The organism is Desulfurella amilsii, from assembly GCF_002119425.1.
Classification (GTDB): Bacteria; Campylobacterota_A; Desulfurellia; order Desulfurellales; family Desulfurellaceae; genus Desulfurella; species Desulfurella amilsii.
The window spans coordinates 150,191-174,823 of the sequence record NZ_MDSU01000018.1 but is presented as its reverse complement, the minus strand read 5'-3'; the positions used below and the strand labels follow the sequence as shown (position 1 = coordinate 174,823).

Annotated in this window: 27 protein-coding genes and 1 pseudogene; 7 read left to right on the top strand and 21 right to left on the bottom strand. The window is 34.3% G+C overall.

Annotated features, from left to right (window positions below; genetic code table 11):
* Window positions 1-243: 243 nt before the first annotated feature.
* The 3 genes from DESAMIL20_RS04310 to DESAMIL20_RS04300 are packed head-to-tail and all read left to right on the top strand — an operon-like array spanning window position 244 to window position 967.
* Entirely contained in the window at window positions 244-480 is a 237-nt protein-coding gene (locus DESAMIL20_RS04310; protein WP_086033586.1) for a type II toxin-antitoxin system HicB family antitoxin, read from the top strand.
* A 9-nt stretch (window positions 481-489) separates the two neighbouring features.
* Window positions 490-756: a DUF4258 domain-containing protein gene (locus DESAMIL20_RS04305; RefSeq protein ID WP_086033585.1), complete on the top strand. Its 267-nt coding sequence runs from the start codon at window positions 490-492 to the stop codon at window positions 754-756.
* Window positions 746-967 (top strand): DUF2283 domain-containing protein, encoded by a 222-nt coding sequence (locus tag DESAMIL20_RS04300; protein WP_086033584.1) that lies wholly within the window; start codon window positions 746-748, stop codon window positions 965-967. Before DESAMIL20_RS04305 ends, DESAMIL20_RS04300 begins: the two co-directional genes overlap by 11 nt.
* A 105-nt stretch (window positions 968-1,072) precedes the next feature.
* Here the strand turns inward: DESAMIL20_RS04300 and DESAMIL20_RS04295 are convergent, their stop codons facing one another.
* Together DESAMIL20_RS04295 and DESAMIL20_RS10855 are read right to left on the bottom strand one after the other, a co-directional pair.
* Window positions 1,073-1,873, bottom strand: a complete 801-nt coding sequence (locus DESAMIL20_RS04295; protein ID WP_086033583.1) for a sulfite exporter TauE/SafE family protein — start codon at window positions 1,871-1,873, stop codon at window positions 1,073-1,075.
* A gap of 446 nt (window positions 1,874-2,319) precedes the next feature.
* Window positions 2,320-2,655: an ATP-binding protein gene (locus DESAMIL20_RS10855; RefSeq protein WP_204218561.1), complete on the bottom strand. Its 336-nt coding sequence runs from the start codon at window positions 2,653-2,655 to the stop codon at window positions 2,320-2,322.
* 221 nt (window positions 2,656-2,876) lie between these two features.
* Here DESAMIL20_RS10855 and DESAMIL20_RS04285 point away from each other — a divergent pair, with 221 nt between their 5' ends.
* Both DESAMIL20_RS04285 and DESAMIL20_RS04280 read left to right on the top strand, forming a co-directional pair.
* On the top strand, window positions 2,877-3,500 hold the full coding sequence (locus DESAMIL20_RS04285) for a cysteine hydrolase family protein (protein ID WP_086033582.1): 624 nt from the start codon (window positions 2,877-2,879) through the stop codon (window positions 3,498-3,500).
* A gap of 109 nt (window positions 3,501-3,609) precedes the next feature.
* The gene (locus DESAMIL20_RS04280; protein WP_086033581.1) at window positions 3,610-4,137 is read left to right on the top strand and encodes a flavin reductase family protein; all 528 of its coding nucleotides are present in this window, start codon (window positions 3,610-3,612) and stop codon (window positions 4,135-4,137) included.
* Window positions 4,138-4,278: 141 nt separating this feature from the next.
* Here DESAMIL20_RS04280 and DESAMIL20_RS04275 read toward each other — a convergent pair whose 3' ends face one another.
* Both DESAMIL20_RS04275 and DESAMIL20_RS10470 read right to left on the bottom strand, forming a co-directional pair.
* Window positions 4,279-5,697 carry an FAD-binding oxidoreductase gene (locus tag DESAMIL20_RS04275; protein ID WP_086033580.1) on the bottom strand — a complete coding sequence of 473 codons (1,419 nt, stop codon included), beginning with the start codon at window positions 5,695-5,697 and terminating at the stop codon, window positions 4,279-4,281.
* Between the two features lie 21 nt (window positions 5,698-5,718).
* Entirely contained in the window at window positions 5,719-5,868 is a 150-nt protein-coding gene (locus tag DESAMIL20_RS10470; RefSeq protein WP_158090515.1) for a hypothetical protein, read from the bottom strand.
* Window positions 5,869-6,100: 232 nt separating this feature from the next.
* On the opposite strand from DESAMIL20_RS10470, the gene DESAMIL20_RS04270 reads away from it, so the two are divergent.
* Window positions 6,101-6,301 carry a hypothetical protein gene (locus DESAMIL20_RS04270; RefSeq protein ID WP_086033579.1) on the top strand — a complete coding sequence of 67 codons (201 nt, stop codon included), beginning with the start codon at window positions 6,101-6,103 and terminating at the stop codon, window positions 6,299-6,301.
* A 40-nt stretch (window positions 6,302-6,341) separates the two neighbouring features.
* Here DESAMIL20_RS04270 and DESAMIL20_RS04265 read toward each other — a convergent pair whose 3' ends face one another.
* The 12 genes from DESAMIL20_RS04265 to DESAMIL20_RS04205 form a co-directional block, all read right to left on the bottom strand.
* Window positions 6,342-7,358 (bottom strand): hydroxyacid-oxoacid transhydrogenase, encoded by a 1,017-nt coding sequence (locus tag DESAMIL20_RS04265; protein WP_086033578.1) that lies wholly within the window; start codon window positions 7,356-7,358, stop codon window positions 6,342-6,344.
* Window positions 7,359-7,401: 43 nt separating this feature from the next.
* Window positions 7,402-8,463: a tartrate dehydrogenase gene (locus DESAMIL20_RS04260; RefSeq protein WP_086033577.1), complete on the bottom strand. Its 1,062-nt coding sequence runs from the start codon at window positions 8,461-8,463 to the stop codon at window positions 7,402-7,404.
* A gap of 63 nt (window positions 8,464-8,526) precedes the next feature.
* The gene (locus DESAMIL20_RS04255; protein ID WP_338032064.1) at window positions 8,527-9,234 is read right to left on the bottom strand and encodes an MFS transporter; all 708 of its coding nucleotides are present in this window, start codon (window positions 9,232-9,234) and stop codon (window positions 8,527-8,529) included.
* Window positions 9,235-9,278: 44 nt separating this feature from the next.
* Window positions 9,279-9,623, bottom strand: coding sequence for an MFS transporter (locus DESAMIL20_RS10770; RefSeq protein WP_158090514.1), 345 nt, complete (start codon window positions 9,621-9,623; stop codon window positions 9,279-9,281).
* An 8-nt stretch (window positions 9,624-9,631) separates the two neighbouring features.
* Window positions 9,632-9,826, bottom strand: coding sequence for a hypothetical protein (locus DESAMIL20_RS04245; protein WP_086033574.1), 195 nt, complete (start codon window positions 9,824-9,826; stop codon window positions 9,632-9,634).
* 579 nt (window positions 9,827-10,405) lie between these two features.
* Window positions 10,406-11,536, bottom strand: coding sequence for a mandelate racemase/muconate lactonizing enzyme family protein (locus tag DESAMIL20_RS04235; RefSeq protein WP_158090513.1), 1,131 nt, complete (start codon window positions 11,534-11,536; stop codon window positions 10,406-10,408).
* A gap of 27 nt (window positions 11,537-11,563) precedes the next feature.
* Window positions 11,564-12,022, bottom strand: a complete 459-nt coding sequence (locus tag DESAMIL20_RS04230; RefSeq protein WP_086033571.1) for a tripartite tricarboxylate transporter TctB family protein — start codon at window positions 12,020-12,022, stop codon at window positions 11,564-11,566.
* On the bottom strand, window positions 12,019-13,524 hold the full coding sequence (locus DESAMIL20_RS04225; protein WP_086033570.1) for a tripartite tricarboxylate transporter permease: 1,506 nt from the start codon (window positions 13,522-13,524) through the stop codon (window positions 12,019-12,021). The genes DESAMIL20_RS04230 and DESAMIL20_RS04225 overlap by 4 nt, the downstream gene beginning before the upstream one ends.
* 3 nt (window positions 13,525-13,527) lie before the next feature.
* The gene (locus tag DESAMIL20_RS04220) at window positions 13,528-14,508 is read right to left on the bottom strand and encodes a tripartite tricarboxylate transporter substrate binding protein (protein WP_086033569.1); all 981 of its coding nucleotides are present in this window, start codon (window positions 14,506-14,508) and stop codon (window positions 13,528-13,530) included.
* Window positions 14,509-14,523: 15 nt separating this feature from the next.
* Window positions 14,524-15,687 carry a UxaA family hydrolase gene (locus DESAMIL20_RS04215; RefSeq protein WP_086033568.1) on the bottom strand — a complete coding sequence of 388 codons (1,164 nt, stop codon included), beginning with the start codon at window positions 15,685-15,687 and terminating at the stop codon, window positions 14,524-14,526.
* A 3-nt stretch (window positions 15,688-15,690) separates the two neighbouring features.
* Complete coding sequence (locus tag DESAMIL20_RS04210) at window positions 15,691-15,975, bottom strand: UxaA family hydrolase (RefSeq protein WP_086033567.1); 285 nt, start codon at window positions 15,973-15,975, stop codon at window positions 15,691-15,693.
* A 152-nt stretch (window positions 15,976-16,127) separates the two neighbouring features.
* Window positions 16,128-17,645 (bottom strand): sigma-54-dependent Fis family transcriptional regulator, encoded by a 1,518-nt coding sequence (locus DESAMIL20_RS04205; protein ID WP_086033566.1) that lies wholly within the window; start codon window positions 17,643-17,645, stop codon window positions 16,128-16,130.
* A gap of 190 nt (window positions 17,646-17,835) precedes the next feature.
* Between DESAMIL20_RS04205 and DESAMIL20_RS04200 the strand changes: the two are divergent.
* A pseudogene (locus DESAMIL20_RS04200) lies at window positions 17,836-18,954 on the top strand (IS3 family transposase).
* Window positions 18,955-19,394: 440 nt separating this feature from the next.
* Here the strand turns inward: DESAMIL20_RS04200 and DESAMIL20_RS04195 are convergent.
* The 5 genes from DESAMIL20_RS04195 to DESAMIL20_RS04175 form a co-directional block, all read right to left on the bottom strand.
* On the bottom strand, window positions 19,395-20,501 hold the full coding sequence (locus tag DESAMIL20_RS04195) for a threonine synthase (RefSeq protein ID WP_086033565.1): 1,107 nt from the start codon (window positions 20,499-20,501) through the stop codon (window positions 19,395-19,397).
* A gap of 2 nt (window positions 20,502-20,503) precedes the next feature.
* Window positions 20,504-21,187 (bottom strand): cysteate racemase, encoded by a 684-nt coding sequence (gene cuyB, locus DESAMIL20_RS04190; RefSeq protein WP_086033564.1) that lies wholly within the window; start codon window positions 21,185-21,187, stop codon window positions 20,504-20,506.
* A gap of 2 nt (window positions 21,188-21,189) precedes the next feature.
* A complete protein-coding gene (locus tag DESAMIL20_RS04185) occupies window positions 21,190-22,452 on the bottom strand; it encodes a dicarboxylate/amino acid:cation symporter (protein ID WP_086033563.1) in 1,263 nt (420 codons plus the stop codon).
* Between the two features lie 924 nt (window positions 22,453-23,376).
* Window positions 23,377-24,399 (bottom strand): glycosyltransferase family 4 protein, encoded by a 1,023-nt coding sequence (locus DESAMIL20_RS04180; protein WP_086033562.1) that lies wholly within the window; start codon window positions 24,397-24,399, stop codon window positions 23,377-23,379.
* A complete protein-coding gene (locus tag DESAMIL20_RS04175; protein ID WP_204218560.1) occupies window positions 24,396-24,599 on the bottom strand; it encodes a hypothetical protein in 204 nt (67 codons plus the stop codon). The genes DESAMIL20_RS04180 and DESAMIL20_RS04175 overlap by 4 nt, the downstream gene beginning before the upstream one ends.
* Window positions 24,600-24,633 lie beyond the last annotated feature (34 nt).

Sequence of the window (24,633 nt, the reverse complement as noted above, 5' to 3'; positions counted from 1 at the left end):
ATACAGAATTTTTTTCAATTTTATCCCTTTCCAAAAATTCTGTTAATGATTTAGGGGTCCATTATAGAATAGAAGAATATGCTAGCTTTTACAATTACAAAAAACCTCATGCAATCCTATACTATAAAACACCTATGAGTGTTTATAAGACTGGTATAGAGGAAGCAGTGTAAATGGGGAATAAAAAATCAGAAATTTTTGAGTTGGTAAAAAAGGGACAGCTTATGTTATATAGCAGCTAATATGGAAAAATTTATAAAAATTAAAATAGAGTGGCTACCAGAAGGATTGTATTTAGCAAATCCAGATGATATTCAAGGATTAATTGCTCAAGGAAGAACAATAGAAGAAACAATTGAGATAGCAAGAGATGTAGCCAAGAAATTATTTGAATTACAAAATCAATCTTTTGATGAAAAAGAAGTAATTAAGGTAAGTTTACACAAAAGAGTTGACAAATATAACCTTTGTGTGGTGTAATAAGGGTTAATGTTAATTGTATGGACAAAACATGCGCAAGAACGATTGCGCCAATGGCAATACAAAATAAATATAGATAAAAACTTAGTAGAGGAAATTTTATTAAACCCTCCTCAAATAGTTAGTGGTGATCTAGACGTACTAGTTGCACAATCTAAAATACGCAATGGGTTAATTAGGGTACCTTTCAAAAAGGAGGGTGAAACTTTAAAAATATTGACTATTTATTATACTACAAAGATAGAAAAGTATTGGAGAGATAAAGATGAAAATTAAGTATGACCCAGAGGCCGATGTATTGATACTTATTTTAAGAGACGTGCCACCAGTAGATGCTGTAGAAGAAGAAGGGGGAGTTATTATAAGCTATGGAGAAGATAACAAGCCTGTAAGCGTTGAGTTCTTGAATGCTTCTTCGCACAATATTATCGATAATAACGAATTAAACATAACTCTCCAGACTTCAAAAACAGCCTCTTTGTTATAAGAGCGAAATAATAGGGGTTTATAGCATTCTGTGCGTAAACCTATAAGAATAAAATCCAATTTTATAAATTTTGAAGATCTATTGTGAGATTTTTTGTTGTGACAGTTACACTAAAGTGAGCATATTTATAAAAACTAGTGCAAAACCTAACGATAATATTATCCAGCCTCGATATAAGCTAAGATTTTTTGGTTTTACTATTTTTGCAACATAAGCGCCCATTTGAGAGCCAAATACCGCACCTACAGCAAGAGGAAGTATATATATAAGCCAAGCATTTAAATACGGCAAAGAGTTGAAAAAGTGTATCAAAAAACCAATTAGAGAGGTAAATGTCATTGTTGTAATTAGCGTTGATAAGGCTACTCTTGGATGCATTTTCTCTGTACCTAACAAATAGGTGCCGATAATACCTCCTACGCCTACACCAAAAAAGCCTGATATAAACCCCGCTCCAAGCGATACAAAACCAGCAGTTTTTGTATTTTTGATTGCCTTCCTATAAGGTTCGCTAGATCCTAAATTTACTGATTGTTTTTTTGTTGATTTTAATGATATTATACCCAATACAATAATCCATAGCGGAAAAATATTTTTAAACTGCTGAGTGTTCACAAATCTATTGATAAATGAGCCGATAATTACTCCGGGCAAAATAAACATTAACAGAAATAAGAGCAAATTACGATCAATAACTTTTTGCCTTAAAAAAGCATAAGAGCCGCTGGCAGTACTTATTACTATTGTAAAAAGGCTTAAGCCACTGGCAATAATAGGATTTAGGTGCAAGTAAAAAATAAAGAATGGAACAAGGATTACGCCTCCACCGATTCCTATAATATTGCCTACGGCGGTAACTGTAGCAGAAAAAAATAGTAGTACAATACTATTTAAAAGCTCTACCATGAATCAACTAAATACCTAATAAATAGAAAAAGTCAAGTTGTGGTAAGAGAAAAAGAAAAGCTTGGATCGTGTTTAGCAACTATTCTTAATTTAATATAAATCGGAATCATTTATTATTCTGTAAGTTTTTAGGCCTCTATATTCCAAAATGTTTATTTTCGAACGCTTTAGTTCACCACAAACCACTGCCTATTCTCACAAAGCCTATATTTAAACCATATAAAATAATCAAAAATCCATAAAACTCATTGAGTTGTTGCAAGGAATATGCTTTTAGTCAGTATAAAAAAGGACAGCTATTGGTTTATGCAAAAGATTTGACAAAGCCAAAAATGTCAAGTGCAATATTGAAATGCACCAAAATGCAATCTAAAAATACACCACTAATGGCATAAAAAATTAGCTATTTTTTCGTTCAAATTTAACAGCCCAGCCTTTTTTTTCTTTCAACCTAAAGCTTTCACTCTGAATGTTAATAATCTGTGGTGAATTAACCTATCAAGTACAGCAGTTGTTAATGCCTCATTGTCATTGAACACCTCCTTCAATCTGATAAAGCTTGAGTTTGTAGTAATAACAATTGATGATGTTTCATACTTGATTCCATTGTCTTTTAATTTTGCTTTTAGAGGTCTATAGAAATTGCCTTTTAAATAATTATTAAACCTCTCTACCTTTCCTTTCGTTTGTGCCCTATAGGGTTTGCACAATTTTGGGATAAATTTGTAGGTTTTGGCAAAATCTACAAAATTGTCGTTAAACCCGTGTTGGTTTTTTACCATATTTATCCCTTTGAATAATTACACTTTTTAGATTATCATACAGTACTGTTTGAGGTATCCCTCCAAAATACTCAAAAGCTTTTTTTTGTGCATTCTTGAAAGGTTTCTCGTTTCATATTGTCTGTTACCCTTACATAGGCAAACTTTTCATTATTGATTGATTATTTGTTTTTTTGGATTATACTTTTTAATATTAAGGTTTTTGAAAGAGGGGTGCAACTATGAAACAATTTAAAAACATTTTCATTTACGAGACACTTAAAGAAATTGTAGAGCCTTCTCATACCTGCTTGGTGGTATGGGATGTACAAAACGCTCTCGTTGAAAGTATTTTTAACAAGGAGGCCTTTATTGGTGCATTAAGTAATTTTATAAAACAAGTTAGAAGCAAAATGTCTGTATTTTATACTCAGATTACACCACCAAAAGATGAGTTTAGATCATCATGGCAGTATTATTCTATGATGAAATCCAGGAATATAACGGATCCATCTAAAGTTTTAAGTTTTATGAGGGATCCAAAAGATAGAGATATTTATAAAACAATTTACCCTAAAGAGTCTGATATAATATTAGAAAAGCCAACGGCTAGCATTTTCATCGGAACCAATTTTGAGTATTTAATTCGCTCAAGAAATATTAACACCGTGATATTTACAGGAATTGCAACTCACATAGGAATAGAATCCTGCGCTCGAGATGCTTCAAATAGAGGTTTTTATCCGGTTATTGTTTCTGATTGTGTTTCATCCAGTGACGAAAAAGCTCATAATTGTTCGCTAGAAAACATGTCAAAGCTGTTTATAGTCGAAAGCTCAGATGCAATATTGAAAGCTTTGGCGTAAAAAGTTAAATGCAGCTTTTAGTATAAAAAGCAAACCTAACGAGTAGTGTAATGGCACTTGGTGCTGTTATGAACGAGTTAGCTGAAATGGAAAAGAAAGGTGAAATAAAATGAAGATAGATGTCGAATATTTAGAATTTATGTGGCCGATGAGACATTTTTTAATAACATGTGGAAATATAGAAGGAAAATCAAATATCATAGCAATCAGTTTTTGTATGCCTGTATCAAAGGAACCCCCACTTGTGGCTTGTGCCATAGGGAAAAAGGCTTATTCATGTAAGTTAATCGAAAGTACTAAAGAATTTATTATAAATGTACCCCCAAAAGAGCTAAAACCGCAGATATATTATTGTGGTTTTCACTCAGGGTCTCAAGTTGATAAATTTAAAGAAACAGGATTAACGCCACAACCAGCACGCAAAGTAAAAGCCCCTATTATCGATGAGTGTGTAGCTTATATGGAGTGTAAAGTTAGGCAAGAAATAGAGGCAGGAGATAAAAGACTATTTATAGGTGAAGTGATAGAAGCGTATGCAGATAAAGCTCTTGTAAAGAGAGAAAGGAATGTCAAGTATGCAAAAGGTGACTTTCCAAAGAAAATATATGGTACAAGATTTAGAGAGGTACAAGATTGAAATTTTTCTCAGGGTGGGGTTTGTCAAGTTTTTTGTCAACATGCCCTTTTTCTTTTTTAACTGCATTTTATAAAAATCTTCAAAAATATTTTTTATTTTACACACATTGGAGGTTTACATAAAGAATATTATACTCCCTTGCTAAATAATTTTCCCTGGGTTTAAAATATTATTTGGGTCAAATAAATTTTTTATTCCTCTCATAATATCAAGTTCTATTTGTGGTTTAGTGTTTAGAAAGATATCCCTTTTTAGAAAACCTACTCCATGCTCTCCACTTCCAACTCCTCCAAGTTTTATTGCCTCTTGTGTTATTTCAACATAAATCTTTTCTGCAAGTTCTGGCCAGTCTTCTAATGAAACGTAATCTGGCTTAAAGAGTTCAGGATGTAAGTTTCCATCAGCAATATGAGCTGCAATTGCAACCCTAACTTTATGCTTGTTAGCGATTTTTATGGTCTTTTCCATTAATTCAGTTACCTTTGAAGGGGGGACAACCACATCACCACTTAAAGAAACATAAGGATCCACTAGCCTTAGGGCTTCGGCAAACACCATCCTTACTCTCCAGATACTTTCTGCTGATTTTCTATCATCTCCTATGAATACATCTAGTGCGCCATTTTTTAGACAAGCCTCCCCTGCTTTCTGGTATGTGTCTTCCAGTTCTTGCTGAGAATCCCCATCAACTTCAATTATTAAATAGGCTTCAGCCTTATCTTGGAAAGGTATAGTTGTTTTTAAATACTTTGAAGATAGTTCAACTGAGATTTTATCCATAAATTCCACAGTTAAAGGAAGCTTTTTTATAGCCAGTATAATATTGGATACAGCTTCTGTAGTTTTTTCAATATTGTCAAATGGTACCAGCAATGTTACAGTTTTGCCCGGAGCGGGTAGTAAGTTTAAAATTATCTTTGTAAATATACCTAAAGTTCCTTCAGAGCCAATCATCAAATCCATCAAATCATATCCCCAAGTTTGTTTTCTAATCCTACCGCCTAAATTTAAAATACCGCCGTTTGCTAGTACCACTTCCAAACCTAGAACATGCTTTCTTGTATTACCGTACTTAATAACTTTATCTCCCCCAGCGTTTGTAGCTACATTCCCACCAATAAAACTCATTTCTACACTCATAGGATAACCTGCATAGAAAAGCCCTTCTTCTAAAACTCTTTCGCATAACTCATTCGTAACAACTGCTGGCTCAACTACAGCAACGCGATCAATTTTGTTTATTTCCAAGATTTTATTCATCTTTTCAACAGATAAAACTATCCCACCTTCAAGTGGAATTGTAGCGCCTGCTACTCCGCTGCCAGCTGCCCTTGGGGTTACTGGTATAAGATTTTCGTTGGCTAGTTTCATTATTTTTGAAACTTGCCCTGTATTTTGTGGTTTTACAACAATCTCTGGCATACGTGCAAACAATTTACCTGCTTCGTCATAAGAATAACTAGATAATTCTTCTTTATTTTCATAAATGACATTTTTTTCACCACATATTTGTGTCAATGTGTCTGCTAAATCTGGTGTAACCTTGTTATATTTTGTCATAACTTAACTCCTATTGTTGATTTATGATGTCCATATTTTTAAGGTGTATTCTTTTCTCAAATTAAATTCTTTATTATCCCAATTTACACTTGCTTCCTTTATGCCAGCCTTATAAATACTCATAGGTGTTTTATAATTTAAGCTTACATTAGAAGAGATATTACGCTTCACAAAATAATTTTTCAAGTTTTTTTATGATTTTTTTTGTGCTTTTGTCAACAATCTGTTTGACCCTATAAATTTCCGTTAAATATAGATTTTTTAATTGATAAGTATATGCTTTATCCCGGCTCTAACAGAGATTATAAACTTTCTTCTTATATGATACCTTTAATGTTGGTGTTGTACGCAAAGGGTAAGACATATAGAAGATTTAAGAGAGATAAAAAATGATAATGCGCTAATGAACTTGTTAAAGTTTAGAATACCAAGCGCATCTTCATACGGAGACTGGCTAAGAAGATACGACAAAACAGGACTTAACGGATTTAATCAGGTAATAGATAAAATTAACAAAAAAGCCCTAATGCTTGATAAGAATACGGAGTATACCCTTCTTGTAGATCCAACATTAGTAGAAGCGAACAAACGGGATGTTTTATGACATATAAAGGATTTATGACAGAAAAAAGGGGACAGGCTAGTTATATAGGTAAAAAATGGCAAGCAAGAATCAAAAAAGTATTTGGCTTGGAATCAACCATAAAGCGAAATGTAAGACCAAAAAAGAAATAGAAGATAGAATAAAGTAGCCTGTCCCCTTTTTCCCCCTTTTTCCGGTCCTGTCCCCTTTTTTCGGTCCCAAATGCACCACCCAAATGAGCAGCCAAGAGCATATTGGTCCTTGCTTCTAGATCATAGGGGTTATGGCAAGCTCTCCTTAGGTACTTTCCAACAAGCTCAATGCTTTTTTCTACAAACAAATCCGATACTGGGTTTGCACCAATATAGACTGGCCTTTTATCGGGCGAGTCTGGTCTTTTTCTTGCATAAAACGGCAGACTTGTATAGGCTTCTATAGAGTGCAGCAGTGCATCCATGCCGGTAGAAGCAGTGTAATAACTAGATAGTGTTACAGTTAAAACAGGGTCAAGTAAAGCAAGGCTTGGCAGCAAGTATTGATGGGATATACCTACCTTTAACTTTTCTTTTTCTAGATCCACTATAGCAACAGGCGTATTTTCACTGCCTGTGCCTGCTGTCGTAGGGATAGCAATAAGAGGTTTTAGTGGTCCTGGTATGGTTTTTCCAAGTCCTGTTGGTGGCGCCACATAGTCTTTAAAGTCTTGCGTTGGGTAGGTAGTGTATAGATTAAGCATTTTGGCTGTATCTATAGATGAGCCACCGCCTACACCAATAAAACCATCGTAAGTACTGCCTTTAATTGATTCTAAGCCTTTCATAAAAGCAGTATCTATAGGCTCGACAGGCGAGGAGTCAAACACATCAAAGCCTACGCCCGATTTTTCCAGACTGTCTTTTATTGTAGACAGTATATCTGTGCTTTTGCTTATATTTTTATCCGTTACTATAAGAACTTTTTTTGCACCCATCCTTTTTGTCTCATAGCCCACTTCACTTGCAACGCCTTCACCAAATTTTACCTGAACGTTTCTAACCGTAAAGACTGTATCGTTTGGAGAAACATACGATAAACTCATATAATTTCCCTCCTTAAAAATAATAAACAAATTTATTTTTCAGTCATTCAATTTTATTGCAAATACTTTCCGTTACATCATTTGTTTTGTATTTACCACCAAGGTCTGGAGTGCAAATACCATCTTTAATGGTTTTTTCTATGGCCTTTACTATTATTGAAGCAGCTTCTTTGAATCCAAAATGTTCAAGCATTAACGATCCACTCCAAATTTGACCTATAGGATTTGCTATACCTTTTCCTGCTATATCTGGTGCTGAACCATGTACTGGCTCAAACATTGATGGAAATTTCTTATCGGGATTTAAGTTAGCTGACGGAGCGATACCTAAGCTGCCTGCTATAGCAGGTCCCAAATCTGACAATATATCTCCGAAAAGATTACTTCCAACAACTACATCAAAGTATTCTGGATTAGTCACAAACTTTGCAACTAAAGCATCAATATGGAATTTGCTCGTTTCAATATCAGGATAAGCTTTGCTAGTTTCAAGGAAAATTTCATCCCAAAATGGCATTGTAAAGTTAATTCCATTAGACTTAGTTGCAGATGTTACCTTTTTTCTACCATGCATTTTTGCATACTCAAAAGCATATTTTATTATACGTTCAACACCATATTTAGTAAACACAGATTCTTGAATAACAATCTCCCTGTCAGAATGCTGATATATTCTGCCACCCATATCAGAATACTCTCCTTCGTTGTTTTCTCTAACAACAACAAAGTCAATATTCTCTGGCTTTTTATTACAAAGGGGAGATTTGATGCCTTCAAATAATTTAACAGGTCGGACATTTGCATACTCCTCAAATTTCCTTCTTATGGGTAAGAGCAATCCCCATAATGAAACGTGGTCTGGTACTTTTGGGTGACCTACTGCACCTAAAAATATTGAATCGTAATTCTTTAATATCTCAATCCCATCATCCGGCATCATTTTTCCATTTTTTATATAATATTCACAATTCCATTCAAATTCTTCAAATTTAAAAGCAAAGTTACCAAAAACTTCCGCTGTTTTATTAAGAACCTTTATCCCTGCAGGTACTACCTCTTGACCTATACCATCACCCGGTATAACTGCAATCTTAAACTTTTCCATCATTTCCTCACCTATTTTTTAAACTACACAGATTTGATCTATAATTTACATAAACATACCTCGTTAAACTTCAATATCACCCCTAGTAATTCTTTTAGGTAAAAGAGCTAATAAAGCAACATCAATCAACATCATTACTCCAAGTGCAATAAGACCATAGTGCATGCTACCTGTAGCTGTTTTAATAAACCCGATTATATAAGGTGCTGCAAATCCACCTAAATTTCCAACTGCATTGATTAACGCTATTCCTGCTGCTGCAGCAGCACCGGTCAAAAATTTGTTTGGTAAAGCCCAAAATGGCCCAAAAGCACTAAGCGCTCCTGCTGTTATAAAAGATAACAATACAATGGATATAAATGGTGCTTTAACGAAAAGGAGCAAGAACACAGCAATAGCGCCTATCAAAACAGGTATTTGTGAATGATATCGCCACTCAGCTTTTTTGTCGGCCGATTTACCTACTATTACCATCATGATCGCTGCAAATAACCAGGGTATCATAGCAAGAAAACCTACTGTTTCTGCGCTATATCCTTTTGACAAACTCTTGATTATTGTTGGCATCCAAAAGCTAGCAGCAAAGAGTCCTGCAACTGGTCCGAAAAAATAAATAAAAGCTAATAGCCATGTCTTTCCGTTTTTCATTGCTTCTCCGATAGATATTTTTTCTTGTTTTGCTTTTGCTTCCTGTTCAACAGATATTTTGTTTATTAGCCAATTTTTTTCTTCCTCAGTAAGAAATTTCGCTTCTTTTGGCTTATTTGGCAGTATAATATAAGTTATAACTCCAAAAAGAACTGCTGGAAGGCCCTCTAATATAAATTAAATAACCACCTCCAGCTTTCTAATCCACCCCAACTTACATGATCTAATATTATGCCAGATATTGGAGAGCCAATAACGCTTGATATAGCTAATGCTGTCATAAACAAAGCAACCGCTTGCGCTAACTCTCTTTGAGGAAACCAGAAGGTTAAATACAAAATAACGCCTGGGAAAAATCCAGCTTCTACAAGTCCTAGTAAAAAACGAATCAAATAAAGTTGGTCGGGTGTTTTAACAAAGCCTGTTAGAGTAGCAATTAATCCCCATAAAACAAGTACAACACCTATCCATATGCGTGCCCCAATTTTGTTTAATATTAGATTACTTGGCACTTGAAAAATTAAGTAGCCAATAAAAAAATACCTGCCGCCAAACCAAACTGTTCAGCACTCATACCTAAATCTTTATTCATTTTTAAGGCTGCGAACCCTACATTGACTCTATCTACGAAGTTTAGAATATAAAGAAAAAACATATAGGGTAATAAGTACTTTCTCACTTTCCCGATAGCATCTTTGCCTATATTTTCACTCATACAACCTCCTACGTTTTTTTATTGTATAATTTATCTATGAAGGGACAAGAGGACCACTATGTTTTTGCTCAAAAATATTTTTCATTATTAATTTTAAATAAAGCAACAATTAATTAATTTCCTTTAAAAAACTAATTCATTGTTTGAAAAACTTCAATAAATGCAATATATAATATATATTATATAAAGTCAAGTTTAATTTATACTGTGTATAATGCAGACTAAAAGAGGGAGTGTAATTTTCTTTGTGTAAGCCTCCAAAGTGTGTAAAATAAAAAAATATTTATTGGAGATTTTTAGAAAATACTGCTAAAAAATGCAGGCTTACACAAGAAAGTTGGCAAACCCGAATTTTATATTCGCAGTACTCAGTCATAATTTAAGTTATAAAATATCCATTACATAAATAAAAGTACAATGCATCTAAAACTTCTGATCCCGGTGCTTTATCTTTTTGTATTTTTCTAAAGTACACAAAAAAATTATTGTTCTTTTTTTTCTTTTTTTTCTTTTTCTTATTTAATTTTTTTTCCCATTTTATAGTATTTTGCATGTTCATTTTAACAACCCTTTTGCCATTTAATCTATAAATTTCGGTAAATTGCCTTCGATAGGAGGAAAACTATCGAACCACTTTTCATCTCTTATGCCTATTCCAGGGACATCTGTTGGGGACAACATGCCATTATTAAATTTTATATTTTCTATAAACGGTTCTTGGTAAGGCATTGTCGGCGAAGCCTCTATCATATTTTCCCATGGCATTGTAACGCCAACATGTATTGAAGCCAAAATTGTAGACCATAACGATTGAGGTCTGCAATGTAACATAACTATACAGCCAGTTGTTTCAGCCAGAGTTATGATTTTTTTAATTCTACTTAAACCGACTTTTGCGATGTCAGGTTGAATAATTTTTACTTTTGCTATCTCTATTAGCTTTAAATAATCATAAGGACAGTAGAAATTCTCTCCGGCTGCAATAGGTATGTTTGTGCTATTTGACAACTCTTTGAGAATATCTAAATTTTCCGGTGGCCAAGTTGGCTCTTCAATCCAACTAATTGAATATTTTTCTAATTTTGGGAGTACTAACAATGCGTCTCTTAACGATAAGCTGCAATTCAAATCCAACATTAAGTTAAAGTCATATCCTAATTCATCTCTTATTGATTTAACATACTCGTATACAGAAACTCCTCCTTGATGCAATTTGATGTCTTTAAACCCTTGACTCAGTGCGAATTTTACGATTTCTATTACTTCTTTAATATTATTATATCTTGAAAAACTTGCATACGCTCTGACTGCATCGCGCCTTTTTCCACCTAGTAATTTATATAGAGGAATATTCATTGATTTTGCAATAATATCATGCAATGCTGTATCTATTCCGGCTATAACAGCAGAAGTTATACCGCTCCTTCCGGAAGCGTATGTCATTTTTTCTAAAGTATCTATGACAAGATTTATATTGGTTGGATCCATTCCAATTATTAAATTTGATAAAGTTTTTACTAATTCAATGTAGGGCTTCTGCGACGAAGCATGAATGAATACTTCTCCCACACCAGTTATTTTTGTATTTGTTTTAATCAATAAAATTAGTTGATTACTCCAGCTTTCCCTCCATTTTTGTTCAGGATTTGTTTTAATTAAAGGTACGCTAACGGCTTTTGCATCTAAACCAATAATTTTAATTTCCATCATAATGCTATCCTCCTTAAACATTGGCTATCACGATATTATACCTCTTGGAAGTTGAATATTAAAAAGATGGTAAAATATAAAATAGAAAAATAACGTTACAAGAAAAGAAAAAATAAAAATTTTCAAAACATCAAATATTTTGGAAGCTTTTTTAATATACAATGACAATAATCCAATGAATAGAACACTTGAGGCGATAAAACCCAAATCTTTTAATATTACAATGTAAAGCAATATTAAAATAATAGCAACACCAGCCTTATCAGCAAAAAGATCTATAAACAATTTTTTTTTCTTGATACTTTGTTTCTTAATAACTCTTTTAACTATCCTTAACATAATATCAATAAAAACTAAAGTTGCTAAAACAACACATACCATTTCTGGGAAGAAAGAACTAGTAAAAGATAAATTTTCAACTTTTACGTAACCTATTACAGATACAAAAATAAGCAATATAGCAAATGCAACATCTCTTATCATCATTTTTCCTCTATACTTAAAGAGTGCTTTTTAGAAATAAAAGGCCAGATTAAAGCGAGAATACATAACATGACTAGAGCGATTGAGATTGCATTGCCAAAAAAGACTTCTCCGATTGACTCTCCTGATTTAACAAGAAGCATTGATTGAATTAAGGCTTTTTCCATAATAGGTCCTAATATCAAACCAAGCACTAGTGGGCCTGCCGTAATATCAAATTTCTTTAAAAGATACCCAAGCAAACCTATTATAACCATAATATAAACATCAAATATTGAGTTTCGAATACTATATGAACCAACAACACACAAAAAAACAATCGTGGGGATTAAAAAGTAACGTGGAATATTCACTAATTTACTGCTTATGCGCGGTAGATATATGGCAAGAAAAAGTAAAGCAATGTTAGCTATCAAAAAACCAAATAAAAACGGGTATACTATATCGCTATATTTTTTAAATAACTCTGGACCTGGTATCATTCCATGGCTTAGGAGGGCACCAATTAGTACTGCTGTAGGTGGTGCGCTAGGAATTCCCAAAGCCAAGAGTGGTATAAGAGAACCACCGACCTCTGAACCAGTGGCAGTATCAGGCGCTAAAACTCCATCTAAAACACCTGTACCAAATTTTTCAGGTTCTTTTGACCACCTAACTGCTTCATTATAAGATATAATACCTGCAATATTGCCACCAGCACCTGGTTTAATTCCTATTATTATGCCGATTAAAGCAGATCTGATCATTAAATAAGGTTTTTTTAGTGCATATTTTATAACTTCTTTTAATACACCTTTTTTATGTTTATAAGAAACAACTTTACCTATCCTAACCTTTTCTTCTTTAACCATTTCCAAAACCTGTGGAATGGCAAATAAACCGATAAGTGCTGAAACAAGCTCTATTCCTCCTTGCAGTTGCCACATTCCAAATGTATATCTAACATCTCCCCCAATAGGGGCTACCCCTACGCAACCAATCAATACTCCAATTGCTCCACCAATAAACCCTCTTAGCTGTGACTGTGAAGTTAATGTTCCTATGATTGTCAAAGCAAACACAGTAATCCAGAAGAGCTGTGGAGGGCCGAAGCTTAAAGCTACACTTGCAAGCAGTGGTGCTAAAAAAAGTAATGCTATCGCGCCAATAATTCCACCGGTGCTTGATCCAACACCGGATGCCATTAAAGCTTTTTCGGTTTCTCCTTTTTTATTCAACGGATAACCATCAAAAGTAGTTGCTATTCCCGATGGATTGCCAGGTGTGTTAATTAATATAGCAGGAATAGCGCTACCATAGATTGCACCTACATACAAACCACCCAACAAAAGGAGGCTAGTAGTAGCATTCATTGAAAATGTAAAAGGGATTATCAAAGCTAAAGTCATGGTTGCAGTTAAACCGGGCAGGGAGCTTATTAACGCTCCACCTGCCACTCCAACAATGATAAACAAAATATTTTGAAATGTTAAAAGCGATTCGAAAATACTAATTATATGTTCCATATCTTATCCTTTAAAATGAATGCCCAATTGCTTTAACAGTAATTCATATTTTGCTTTCAATTCTTTTACATGTTGTTCTGATTGTTGCATATTCATAAAAATGGGTTCGAATCCTTCCGCCTTCATCTTTTCAATTGTGTCTTTATTATGCATAACTTCCATAAAAGCCTTTTCTAGTGTGTTTACAATTGCGCTTGGTGTTCCATTTTTTACACCAACGCCCCTATCGATGGATTCTACTATATTATAGCCCTGTTCCTTAAACGTCGGTACATTTGGAAGAAAACTCAACCTCTTAGAAGAAGCCATAGCTAATACCCTTAGCTTACTTCTATAAGATATAAAATCATTTGAATTAAAAAACGCAACTTGAGTTGAGCCACCCAAAAGGTTAGTTACTGTTTCAGAGTCGCCAGTTGATGGAATATAAGTGAGCTTTATGCCTGCAGCTTTTTCGAATTCAAGGTAAGTCATATAATGTCCCGTCCACTTTCCAACTCCGCTTATAGTTACAGCTCCAGGATGCGCTTTAGCATATTTCACTAACTGTTTTAATGTTTTAAAAGGACTTGTTTTTAAAACCGCCAATCCTATCGGTGTCCTTTGAAAAAATGCTAATGGTAATATTTGGTCTGTTTTATATCCTGCGCTTTTTCCCCTAACAAGCGGCTGTAATATAATATGCGGGAGATTTATACCTGCTATAGTATAGCCATTTGTCGCTCCGTGCACTAAATTGCTCCAGCCAAGGGCCCCTCCACCACCAGGTTCATACGTCACAACAATAGGTACATGCAACACTTGCTTTAAGTAAGATTGCTGAAGTCTTGCTTGAATGTCTGATTGCCCTCCCGGATTAAATGGAATTATGTATGTTATTGGACGTGAAGGAAAGTTGCTCGCGTAAGCGCTCAAACTAAAAAAGAAAAGACCTATAATGGTTACCACAAAAGCAACAAGAGCCTTACTTAATTTATTAAGCATAAGTACGCCTCCTTTTTAAGCACTTGGGTATAGTTTGGTTAATATAAATTCTCTATGATTTAAACATTCTGCAGCGGTCACCTGACCATTGCATACTTGCACCATAATATTAAGTAACCTTTCTCCCGACTCCTCTATGGTTAGCTTCCCTTTGAGAATTTGTGAACAATCATAGTCTATATGTTCGCTCATAGTTGCACACGTTAGCGGGTTTGCGGAAAGTTTTATAACAGGCTCGATTGGATTTCCTACAATATTTCCCTGGCCGGTAGGGAATAAATGTACTACAAATCCAGCTGCTGCCCATAACGTTACCGCTTCTGCTGCAGCTGATGAAGTATTCATAAACCACAAACCGGGACCATTAGGACTTTCCGCATAGTCCAATACCCCAGCATACTTAGCTTTTTTGCCTATCTTCTGAAGATTTCCAAAGGCTTTTTCCTCAATGGTTGTAAGACCGCCTCGAATATTGCCTTTCGTAGGTTGAGAACCGGATAAATCATCTGTTTTGTTTGTATTTATAAGGTCATTATACTCTTTCCAAACAGCCATGAATTTTTCTCCAACTTCGGGAGAAATTGCACGTTGTTTACATACTTCTTCTGCCCCTGTTATTTCACTTGTTTCGCCAAACGAACAAGTTCCTCCTATCTCTGTGAGCCTATCAATTACGTTGCCTACGGTGGGATTGGAAGCTAGGCCAGAAGTTGTATCTGACTCGCCGCATTTCACGGATACCCATATATCTTTTAAATCAACCTCCTCTTTTTTTAAGCCGCTTGCCCATACAACATACTTCATTGCTTGCCTGCTTGCTTCTTCAACTGCTTTTAATTGTCCTTTGCGCTCTATACTGAAACCCGATACAGGTTTTCCGGTTTTCGCTATAGCTTCTACAACTTTATTGGTCCAATCTGGCTCAATTCCAATAACAACTGCGGCCGCCACATTTGGATTTGAACCAATCCCAATAATTGTCCTAAAAAACAACTCTAAATCTTTGCCAAATTGCAGTCTTCCATAAGCATGAGGCAGAGCTAATACTCCATTAATGTTTGCCGCAACGGCTTCGCAGGCGGCATTAGAAATATCATCCAAAGACAAAGCTACTACATGATTTCTTATTCCAACTCTCCCATTTTCCCTTCTATAAGCGAATATTCTCTCTAATTCCATTGCTTACCACCTCCTTGTTTTTAAGTTATGAATGTGAACGTGGTCACCTTTTTTTATAGGTACAACCACCTTGCCTATATCGTGCCCGTATTTTATTATACTATCTCCTACATTAACGTCGCATAAAGCTATTTTGTGCCCAAGGGGAATTTCTTCTTCTGCTTTTAATTCTACTGTTTTTTGCGAATCCATGTACAAACCAACTACATCTTCCTCTGCCTTAATATCAGCTGTGGCAACGCCGACATTATCAGCTGAACCGTGGATTAGAAACCTTACTTCACTCATAGTACCTCCTTATTTTAATAAACTGCTAATTTAATAAGCAAAATCTGTTCTTTATTAATAATTGCTTAATATACAGCATTTAGCTAATTTCTAGGTTTAATTTTACTGCCGAATTTTAGTTATTATGACTAAAATTCGGCAGTAAAATTATATTAATTCTGATTTGGTAAGAAAATTTTATGTTTATTTATTTTATATTGCAGTGTAGTTCTCGGTATATTTAGTATTTTTGCAGATTTGCTTATGTTGTAATTATTTTTTTGTAAAATATCTAAAAGATAGTTCTTCTCTAATTCTTTTAGAGTAATATTGCCCTTTTCAAAAAACTTGTCATTGTTAGAAAAAAGGCTTTTTATTTCATTGGATGATACTTTGTTTCCAGAATGAATAACAATGACTTTAGAAATAAAGCTTTCTAATTCCCTAATATTGCCAGGCCAATTGTACTCCTGAAGAAGTTTGATTGCCGATTCAGTAAATTTTGGAGGTTTACAATTAAATATTTTTGAATATTCTAATGATATATTGTCCACTAAAATTGGTATATCTTCAATTCTTTCTCTTAATGGCGGTATATTGATATTAAATACATTAATACGATAATAAAGATCAGACCTAAATTCATTTCTGCGAATCTTTTCTTCTAAATCTGAATTTGTGGCCGATATCAATCTGAAGTTTACTCTTATTGTTCTATTATCTCCTATTCTATGTATAATTTTTTCCTGCAAAACCTCTAATAACTTAGATTGTAGAGTAAAAGGCATATCTCCAATTTCATCGAAAAACAATGTTCCATTGTTCGCTAGTTCAATCTGTCCAACTTTTTGAGAAGTTGCGTTTGTGAACGCACCTTTATTGTGTCCAAATAATTCGCTTTCAAAAAGGTTTTGAGGTATTGCGGGGCAGCTAATTTTCACGAACATTCCATTTTTTCTCAAGCTATCATAGTGTATAATCCGGGCTAAAAAGTCTTTGCCTGTCCCGGTCTCTCCTGTGATTAAGACAGGTACATCTAGAATCGCTATTTTATTAACAAAATTTAAAATATCACGCATTTTTTTGCTTGTGAAGTAAAATTTATTCATTTTATACATTTGTTGCTCTTTGTTTTGTAAATAAATATTCTGTTTACTTAGAAAATCAATTTTTTCTTGGTCTTTGGCGTGTATTATAATATTATCTATCAAGAGAGCGAGTTGTTTAGAAAATACAACAAGAAAATTAGAAATTTCATCGATATTTGATGGGGCATTTTTAAAATAGATATGCATACTACCCAAAGGGGCTTCTCTATGTATAAGAGGGATTGAAATTGCGGATTTAAGACCTTTTTTTATCATTGGCGGAACGGACGGCCAATTAGAATATTTGAGTAAATCATAGATTATTAAAGGTCTTTTGTTTTTAATAACATATTGCGAAAGAGACGCTTGCATTAAATTTCGCTTATTTTGATCAATTTCAGGAATTTCTATACCATAGGGGCTATTGAAATAATTAACACAAGTGTCTTCAGGGTCTAGTATAGTAATGCTAAATCGATCATAGTGTGCAACTTTTGTTTTTATTATTTCAGCAAGTGTGTTAGAGAATACTTTTGGATCATATTTACTAATAAGAGCATTATTAAGTTCTAATAAAAGTTTATTTTTGCTTTCTATTTCCACTTTTTATAAAATAATCCTTGAATAAATGTTTGTCAAGTTTCTACAAAATCGATCTTGCGTTATATGTTAAAAATATTTGATATTACGTATAAGAGTAATATTGCTTAAATGATTTTTGTGTATCATATAATGGATCCAGAAAATCGGACAGTATGTTAAGTTACAGTTGAAGCCAAAAAGAAGGATGTCCATGAAGAAAATGAGGGCAAACTATCCCCAGGCTTTTAAGGCAAAAGTAGCATTAGAGGCAATAAAGGAAGAAAAGACCACATCTGAATTGGCAAGTCAGTATCAGGTTCATCCTGGGCAAATAAGGAATTGGAAGAAAGACTTGAGTTTTTATAAAAATATTGTATATTAAGGTTCATCCTGGGCAAACAAGGAATTGTAAGGCCATAGCAAGCAATGGCCTTACAGAGTTATTTATATGGAAAAGGCAAAAGGCAGAACAGGATAAGGATGAGCTTATAGAAGAGCTTTACCGACAGATTGGGCAACTAAAGGTCGAGCTTGACTGGCTTAAAAAATCTGGAATTAACATCTAAGGAGAAGAAATTGCTCATTGACCACGCAAACAAATCTATAACGATAACCAGACAGGCAGAACTTTTGGGCATAGCCAGATCGACAGTGTATTATGAGCCCTGTTGTTGATCTTTACGACTTAAAGCTCATGCAATTCATAGATGAGCAATACACGAAGCACCTTTTTATGGTTCCAGGAGGATGACGGTATCATTGAACAAAAGTGGTTACTTAGTAAACAGGAAAAGGGTGCAGAGGCTGATGAGACCGATGGGGATTGAAGCCATTTATCCAAAGCCCAATCTGAGCAAACCACATCCAGACAACAAGATATACCACTATCTGCTCAGGGATATTGAGATCAATAAGAAGCAATCAGGCCTGGGGCACTGATATAACCTATATCAGATTAAGCAAGGGATGGATATATTTGGTGGCCATCATGGATTGGTTTAGCAGATACGTAGTATCCTGGGAACTATCAAGCGTTTTTGAGGTAGATTTCTGCATAAGTGCTTTAGAGAAGGCATTTGTTATAGGAATGCCGGATATCTTCAATTCTGATCAGGGGTCACAATTTAAAGGGAGGGTTACAGATAATATTTTCACAGAGAGATTGTGGAGGACATTAAAATACGAGGAGGTGTACATTAAGGATTATCAGAGTGTTCGGGAAGCAAGACAGGGTATCAGTAACTATATGAGCTTTTATAACCAGGAAAGACCACATCAGTCTCTTGGTAATAAGACACCGGCAGAGGTATATTTTGGTAGAAATAACTAAAACAAAGACTCAAAACTGTAACTTTAAAAATGCTATTTTTTGTCTTGACAAATGGGTCCACTTTATCAAATGGATTTTTGGTACACAAATAGCTTTAAAATACATGTACACCTTTGCCAGGTCAAAAATTTCTAATTCCTTGTTTTCCATTTACGTTCGCTTCCTTCATGTTAGTCTTATAAGCCCTCATAGGTGTTTTATTAGCCTATGTGTTTAGCTTCCTATTCTTAATTGAGACACACAAAATGTACTCCAAAAGCAAAACTCCAATACATCAAAAAATCTTCTCGTGTCAAAATCAAGCATAACATCAATCCCCGCTTTCTACTAATTGATTTCTTGTGTAAAATTTGTTAAGTGGGGTTGGAGTAACAAAGAAATTATCCACAATAAGATACTTTAATCGCAAAAGATTACTTAAATAAAGTTGAAAGTAATATTTAATAGTTTTCGACGATATGTTGTATTTTTTCATTCGACTTTAGACCAAAACCAGTTAGCACAACTAAGCTTTTAGTAGTAGGTTTATATTTTAAAAAACCCGCCAAACTGCTTGCTGATGTTGGTTCAACATAAAAACCATCCAAAGAAAGCTTAATTAAAGCATCTTTGATTTCCTGCTCATTTACAGTTAAAATATCTCCATGCGTTTTTTTAACGATATCTATTATTTGATTTGCACGGAGAGGCTCATTTATAGCTATACCCTCTGCAAGTGTATGCAACTCTGTAACTCTTTGTGATGTTTTTAGATTTTCTTTGTATTGTTTAAAAATAGGTGCGCAATTTTGAGATTGGATTGCAATTAATTTGGGTAATTTATCTATATATCCATTGTCTGCCAAATCAGTAAAACCTAAATAAGCACCTATAAATAACGTGCCATTACCTGTTGGTATAAACAAATAGTCTGGTACTGAAAAATCCAATTGTTCAAAAATTTCAAAAGCTAGTGTTTTTGTACCTTGATAAAAAAATGGATTGTAAGTATGGCTTGCATAATAAACGCTATTTGCATCCTCAAGCGCCTTTTGAGCTGTTTGTAGACGATTACCTTCTATTATATTTAGTTTTGCACCGTAGGCTTTAACTTGTGTTAGTTTTGCTAGTGAAGTATCTTTTGGAACGTATATTTCACACTCAATCTTTGCTTTTGCGCAATAAGCAGCTATTGCGCAGCCTGCATTACCGGAAGAATCTTCGATAACTTTCTTTATGCCAAGCTCATTTGCTTTGCTAATAAGTATGCTCGCCCCCCTATCTTTGTAGGAACCGGTAGGGAATAAGTAATCGAGCTTTAAAAAAATTTCTTTCTGATTAACTGAATAATTTACAATTGGGGTAAATCCTTCATTAAATGACACAATGTTATGATCGTTATCAATGGGTATTGCTTGTCTATATCGCCACATATTTGGTGGCCTTTTTTTGATAATATCAAAATTTAATTCCGATTTAAACTCTATGTCTAATACTCCACCACACTCACAGTGCCATATGGGTTCACTTAAGGGATACTTTTTACCACAAGCATTACAAACAAGCATATTTACTCCTTACAAAATTTTACTACGTTTTTAGCTAAGCAATCCGTTGCATCAATTATTTGTATATCATATTGTTTATAAGGTAATAAAATCGGTATTTCTGTGCAAGCAGCTATCAATAAATCAAAATTATTTTTTGTTATATTCTCTAAAGCTTCATTAAATACCTTTGCGCCAAAGTTTACTGAATTAGCTTTCACATCATATATAGCTTTCATGATTAAGCTTTGTGTTTTTTCATCAAAATTTTCAATCTTTATACCGTTTTTTTCGAAAAAATCATGGTAAACTCTTCCTAGCAATGTTCCATCAGTTGCCAAAATTCCTAACTTTTTAAAGTTATATTGTTTTGTCTCTTCAAAAACAGACTCTATTATACTGACAAAAGGTGCATCGATATTTTTTCTTAGCTCATCAATAAAGTAATGGGCAGTGTTACATGGCATACAATATACATCAACATTAAACCCTTTTTTTAAATTCTTTGCTGATTCCAAAAGATAAGGCAGAGGATTTTCGCCTTCGCCTTTTAAATATTTAGTTCTATCTGGGATTTGCGGATAACTATCAATTACTACATGTAAATTTTCCTGGTCTGTTTTAGCATTAGTATATTTAATAATTTTAGTGTATAAGTCTATTGTTGCAAGTGGCCCCATACCGCCAATAATGCCCACAGTCTTCATTTTTAACTCCACTTTGACATATCTATTTCATGTTCAAGCTTTGCTACAAATGTAGTGGCAGTTAAATCTCCAAGGACGTTTGTTGCGGTTCTTGCCATATCAAGCAACGCATCGATGCCAAAAATCATTGCATAGGCGAGTGTTTCTGGTTTTCCGGGTTCTACTTTTAAACCTACTGAGTTTAGTACTAATAATAGCATAATAGCACCAGCAGCAGGTACGCCAGCTGTGCCAATTGAGGCCAAAATTGCTGTTAATATAACTATCAATTGTTGAGCTAAGGTTAGGTGAAGGCCTATAGCTTGTGCTACAAATAAAGCGCATACGCCTTCATATAAAGTTGTACCATCCATATTAAATTTTGCGCCAAGCGGTAGTGTAAAAGCACTAACAGCTTCAGATATACCCATTTTTTCTTGAGCTGTAGCAATGGTAACAGGTAGTGTAGCATCTGAGCTCCTTGTGGTAAATGCCATTAAAAATGGTTCTTGAGCTTTTTTTAAAAATTTCCAAAAATTCACCTTAAGTAAGCTTAGTGTACCACCATAAAAAATAATAATTTGGAATATTAGTGCTATATATACCACCAAAACTACATAAGCAAGTGGCCCTACGGCTTTTGGACCTACCGTTCCAATTGTATAAGCCATTAATGCAAAAACACCTATTGGTGCATATTCTAATATCCACCTTATCATTTTAAAAATTACTTCTGTGGAACTATGGAGTATTTGAAACAAAACTTCTGCTGATGCTTTAAGCTTTTCATTCTTACTATCCCTAATAAAAGCCAAGGCGATACCAAACAATAAACTAAAGAATACTATTGGCAATATATCACCTTTAGCCATAGCTTCAATAAAATTTGTGGGCACAATGTTAAGCAAGACATCAATAATCGATGGTGCTTGAAGATGCTTTAATGTTATAGGGTGAGTCCCTTGAAGATTTAAACCAGCACCAGGAGCGAAAATATTTCCAGCGAGTAAACCTATAGTTGTTGCAAAAGCTAGAGCAATGAAATAATAAATAAAAACCTTAATGCCGATTTTCCCCAATCTTGAAGGCTCAATGTTTGACGCACCAGAAATAAGTGTTAATATAATCACAGGCACAATAATCATCTTTAAAAGCCTTACAAATAACTCACCAAACGGTTTTAAATAAATTACTTTGTCTTTCAATATAAGACCTGCAAATACCCCAAGCACCAAACCAATAAGCACCCTTAGTGGCAAATTAGCCCTAAAGTACCAATTAAACATAAAACCTCCTCCATGTATTCTTCTCACAAAAAATGACTATATTTTAATAAAAGTCAATTGTCAATTTTTTGTGTTGTGTGACTTAAGAAATTGTTCTAACTATATAAGGCGTGGATACTTGCGTAGCAATACCTAGCCAGTAGATTCATAGCTAGCCTTTAGAAGGATTTCAGGTAATTGAGTTTTTAAGCGTAAGACAGTAAATATTAGGCTAAAAAGCTATTAGACTAAGCTGTCCCTTTTTTACCAACTCAAAAATTTCTAATTTCTTGTTCCCCGTTTACGCTGCTTCCTCTATACCAGTCTTATAAACACTCATAGGTGTTTACAGTATAATACTATACAAATTTAATCAACATTGACAACCATAAACATCGCTTTTAATGGCTTATAAAATAACATGTCAATAACTAAGCATCTAACAAATTCTTATCTGATAGGATTTTTAATATATATTTTTTTAGTTTACAGCGCAATCTTTCGTAAAATGCCATTAGTGGCGCATTTTTAGATTGCATTTTGGTGCATTTCAATATTGCACTTGACAAAACAAGCAAGAAAAAGTGAGAGTAAACAAAAAACACTTTTTTTATGTAGGTTTACACTATGCAAGAATCAATGTTAGCTAAGTTAGCTAAACTGCTATCTAAGAAAACACAAAAGAGTTAAAAAGACTCAACCATTGTTGACACTAAGAAAGGTGGAAGTTCATACAAAGGCAAAAATACAGAGATTTATACAGATAATAAAGGTACTACAGTTTTTGCAGACCATAGATCAGATGGTTCTGATCGTGTTTCGAAGGCCCCATATAAAAAAAATAAGGAAACGAAGGTAAAAAGCAGGTTTACACAAAAAACTTGACAAACCCAATTTTTAACTTGATAAAGGGGAGCAGCTGAAAACAGGTTTACACAAAGAATATTATACTCTCATGAATGCATGTTTTTTGTATATATCTAAATATTTTTGAGACATTATTTTGTAGTTAAAGTCTTTTGCAAACTCATAGGCCTCATTTACTAGTTTTTTTGAAAGCTCAGTATTTGAAATTAGTTTATCTATTGCAAGAGCAAGCCCTTTAGCGTCTTTTATCGGCACAATTAAGCCTCTTTGGTTGTTGCCAATAAGCTCAATAATACCGCCTGCATCTGTAGCAACAGTTGGTATTTTAAATAAAAAAGCCTGCAGTATACTTGAGCATAAACCTTCATTCTGCGATGAAATTACAAACAAGTCAAATGCAGCCAAGTAGTTTTGTATGTCTTGCCTAAAGCCTAAAAATACTACATTATCAACACCTTTTTGTTTTGCGTAATTTTCTAGTTCTTCTTTGAGTTCCCCTTTGCCCAATATTAAAAAGGTGTATGTTTTATCAAGCAGACTTGCTGCATCAATTAAGGTTTTGTGGTCTTTTTGTTCAGTAAGCGCCCCTATATTGCCAATTATTGGGTATTTATACTTTTTTTTAATAGCTTCTACTTTTTGAGGGTCAACTTGATTAAGCAGACTAAAGTCTACAACGTCATAGATAACTTCAGTGAAGGTGCGATAATTTATATACAGAACCTGTTTAACAGCATTAGAAACACTCACAGCTTTATCTGTTAGCATGTACTTTATTTTTGAAGTCTTTTTTTGCTTGTAATCTACCCTTCTTGTATAAACAAGCGGCTTTTTTGTGAGTAATTTTAAGACAACACCCAAAGTGTGGGCATTTGAGGCATGAGCATGTAAAATATCGCATTTTCTTGCTGCATTTAGGAGTTTGTAGAAGTTTTTTGAATCTATGGTCTCAAAGCCCAGTGTGCGCGCTTTTTTGGATAGCTCATCACAGCAGGCTATTATAGAGTCTACACCAAGTTCCCTTAAGCCAAGTGCGAGGTATATTAACTGCTGCTCGCCACCGCGAAAACCTTTTTGTGTGTCTAAATGAAGAATTTTCATTTTAATACTCCGGGCTGAGCCTTCAGTGCGCTTGCCACTGCCTGATCAATTGTGAGACTTGCAAGGTCAGCATAGTTTGCCTCGTTATCATGCATGATTTTGATAGAGCCGTTTAGTTGATTGCTTGCCGTTGCAATGCCTGCTGCCGAAGTCGTAAGTAAAAGTCCTCCTAAAGCCGTTAGTTTTTTTGTGTTTTTCATAACACACCTCCATTTTTAAATCTTAAAGAGGACT

Excerpts from the sequence above, each read along its gene's own strand:
- DESAMIL20_RS04260 (WP_086033577.1), bottom strand. The coding sequence starts at position 8,463 with ATGGAAAAGTTTAAGATTGCAGTTATACCGGGTGATGGTATAGGTCAA.
- DESAMIL20_RS04175 (WP_204218560.1), bottom strand. The coding sequence starts at position 24,599 with ATGAAAAACACAAAAAAACTAACGGCTTTAGGAGGACTTTTACTTACG.
- DESAMIL20_RS04300 (WP_086033584.1), top strand. The coding sequence starts at position 746 with ATGAAAATTAAGTATGACCCAGAGGCCGATGTATTGATACTTATTTTA.
- DESAMIL20_RS04195 (WP_086033565.1), bottom strand. The coding sequence starts at position 20,501 with ATGCTTGTTTGTAATGCTTGTGGTAAAAAGTATCCCTTAAGTGAACCC.
- DESAMIL20_RS04295 (WP_086033583.1), bottom strand. The coding sequence starts at position 1,873 with ATGGTAGAGCTTTTAAATAGTATTGTACTACTATTTTTTTCTGCTACA.
- DESAMIL20_RS04275 (WP_086033580.1), bottom strand. The coding sequence starts at position 5,697 with ATGACAAAATATAACAAGGTTACACCAGATTTAGCAGACACATTGACA.
- DESAMIL20_RS04210 (WP_086033567.1), bottom strand. The coding sequence starts at position 15,975 with ATGAGTGAAGTAAGGTTTCTAATCCACGGTTCAGCTGATAATGTCGGC.
- DESAMIL20_RS04285 (WP_086033582.1), top strand. The coding sequence starts at position 2,877 with ATGAAACAATTTAAAAACATTTTCATTTACGAGACACTTAAAGAAATT.
- cuyB (WP_086033564.1), bottom strand. The coding sequence starts at position 21,187 with ATGAAGACTGTGGGCATTATTGGCGGTATGGGGCCACTTGCAACAATA.
- DESAMIL20_RS04225 (WP_086033570.1), bottom strand. The coding sequence starts at position 13,524 with ATGGAACATATAATTAGTATTTTCGAATCGCTTTTAACATTTCAAAAT.
- DESAMIL20_RS04235 (WP_158090513.1), bottom strand. The coding sequence starts at position 11,536 with ATGATGGAAATTAAAATTATTGGTTTAGATGCAAAAGCCGTTAGCGTA.
- DESAMIL20_RS04310 (WP_086033586.1), top strand. The coding sequence starts at position 244 with ATGGAAAAATTTATAAAAATTAAAATAGAGTGGCTACCAGAAGGATTG.
- DESAMIL20_RS04185 (WP_086033563.1), bottom strand. The coding sequence starts at position 22,452 with ATGTTTAATTGGTACTTTAGGGCTAATTTGCCACTAAGGGTGCTTATT.
- DESAMIL20_RS04280 (WP_086033581.1), top strand. The coding sequence starts at position 3,610 with ATGAAGATAGATGTCGAATATTTAGAATTTATGTGGCCGATGAGACAT.
- DESAMIL20_RS04180 (WP_086033562.1), bottom strand. The coding sequence starts at position 24,399 with ATGAAAATTCTTCATTTAGACACACAAAAAGGTTTTCGCGGTGGCGAG.
- DESAMIL20_RS04265 (WP_086033578.1), bottom strand. The coding sequence starts at position 7,358 with ATGAGTTTATCGTATGTTTCTCCAAACGATACAGTCTTTACGGTTAGA.
- DESAMIL20_RS04220 (WP_086033569.1), bottom strand. The coding sequence starts at position 14,508 with ATGCTTAATAAATTAAGTAAGGCTCTTGTTGCTTTTGTGGTAACCATT.
- DESAMIL20_RS04245 (WP_086033574.1), bottom strand. The coding sequence starts at position 9,826 with ATGAGTGAAAATATAGGCAAAGATGCTATCGGGAAAGTGAGAAAGTAC.
- DESAMIL20_RS04230 (WP_086033571.1), bottom strand. The coding sequence starts at position 12,022 with ATGATGATAAGAGATGTTGCATTTGCTATATTGCTTATTTTTGTATCT.
- DESAMIL20_RS04305 (WP_086033585.1), top strand. The coding sequence starts at position 490 with ATGTTAATTGTATGGACAAAACATGCGCAAGAACGATTGCGCCAATGG.
- DESAMIL20_RS10855 (WP_204218561.1), bottom strand. The coding sequence starts at position 2,655 with ATGGTAAAAAACCAACACGGGTTTAACGACAATTTTGTAGATTTTGCC.
- DESAMIL20_RS04270 (WP_086033579.1), top strand. The coding sequence starts at position 6,101 with ATGAACTTGTTAAAGTTTAGAATACCAAGCGCATCTTCATACGGAGAC.
- DESAMIL20_RS04215 (WP_086033568.1), bottom strand. The coding sequence starts at position 15,687 with ATGGAATTAGAGAGAATATTCGCTTATAGAAGGGAAAATGGGAGAGTT.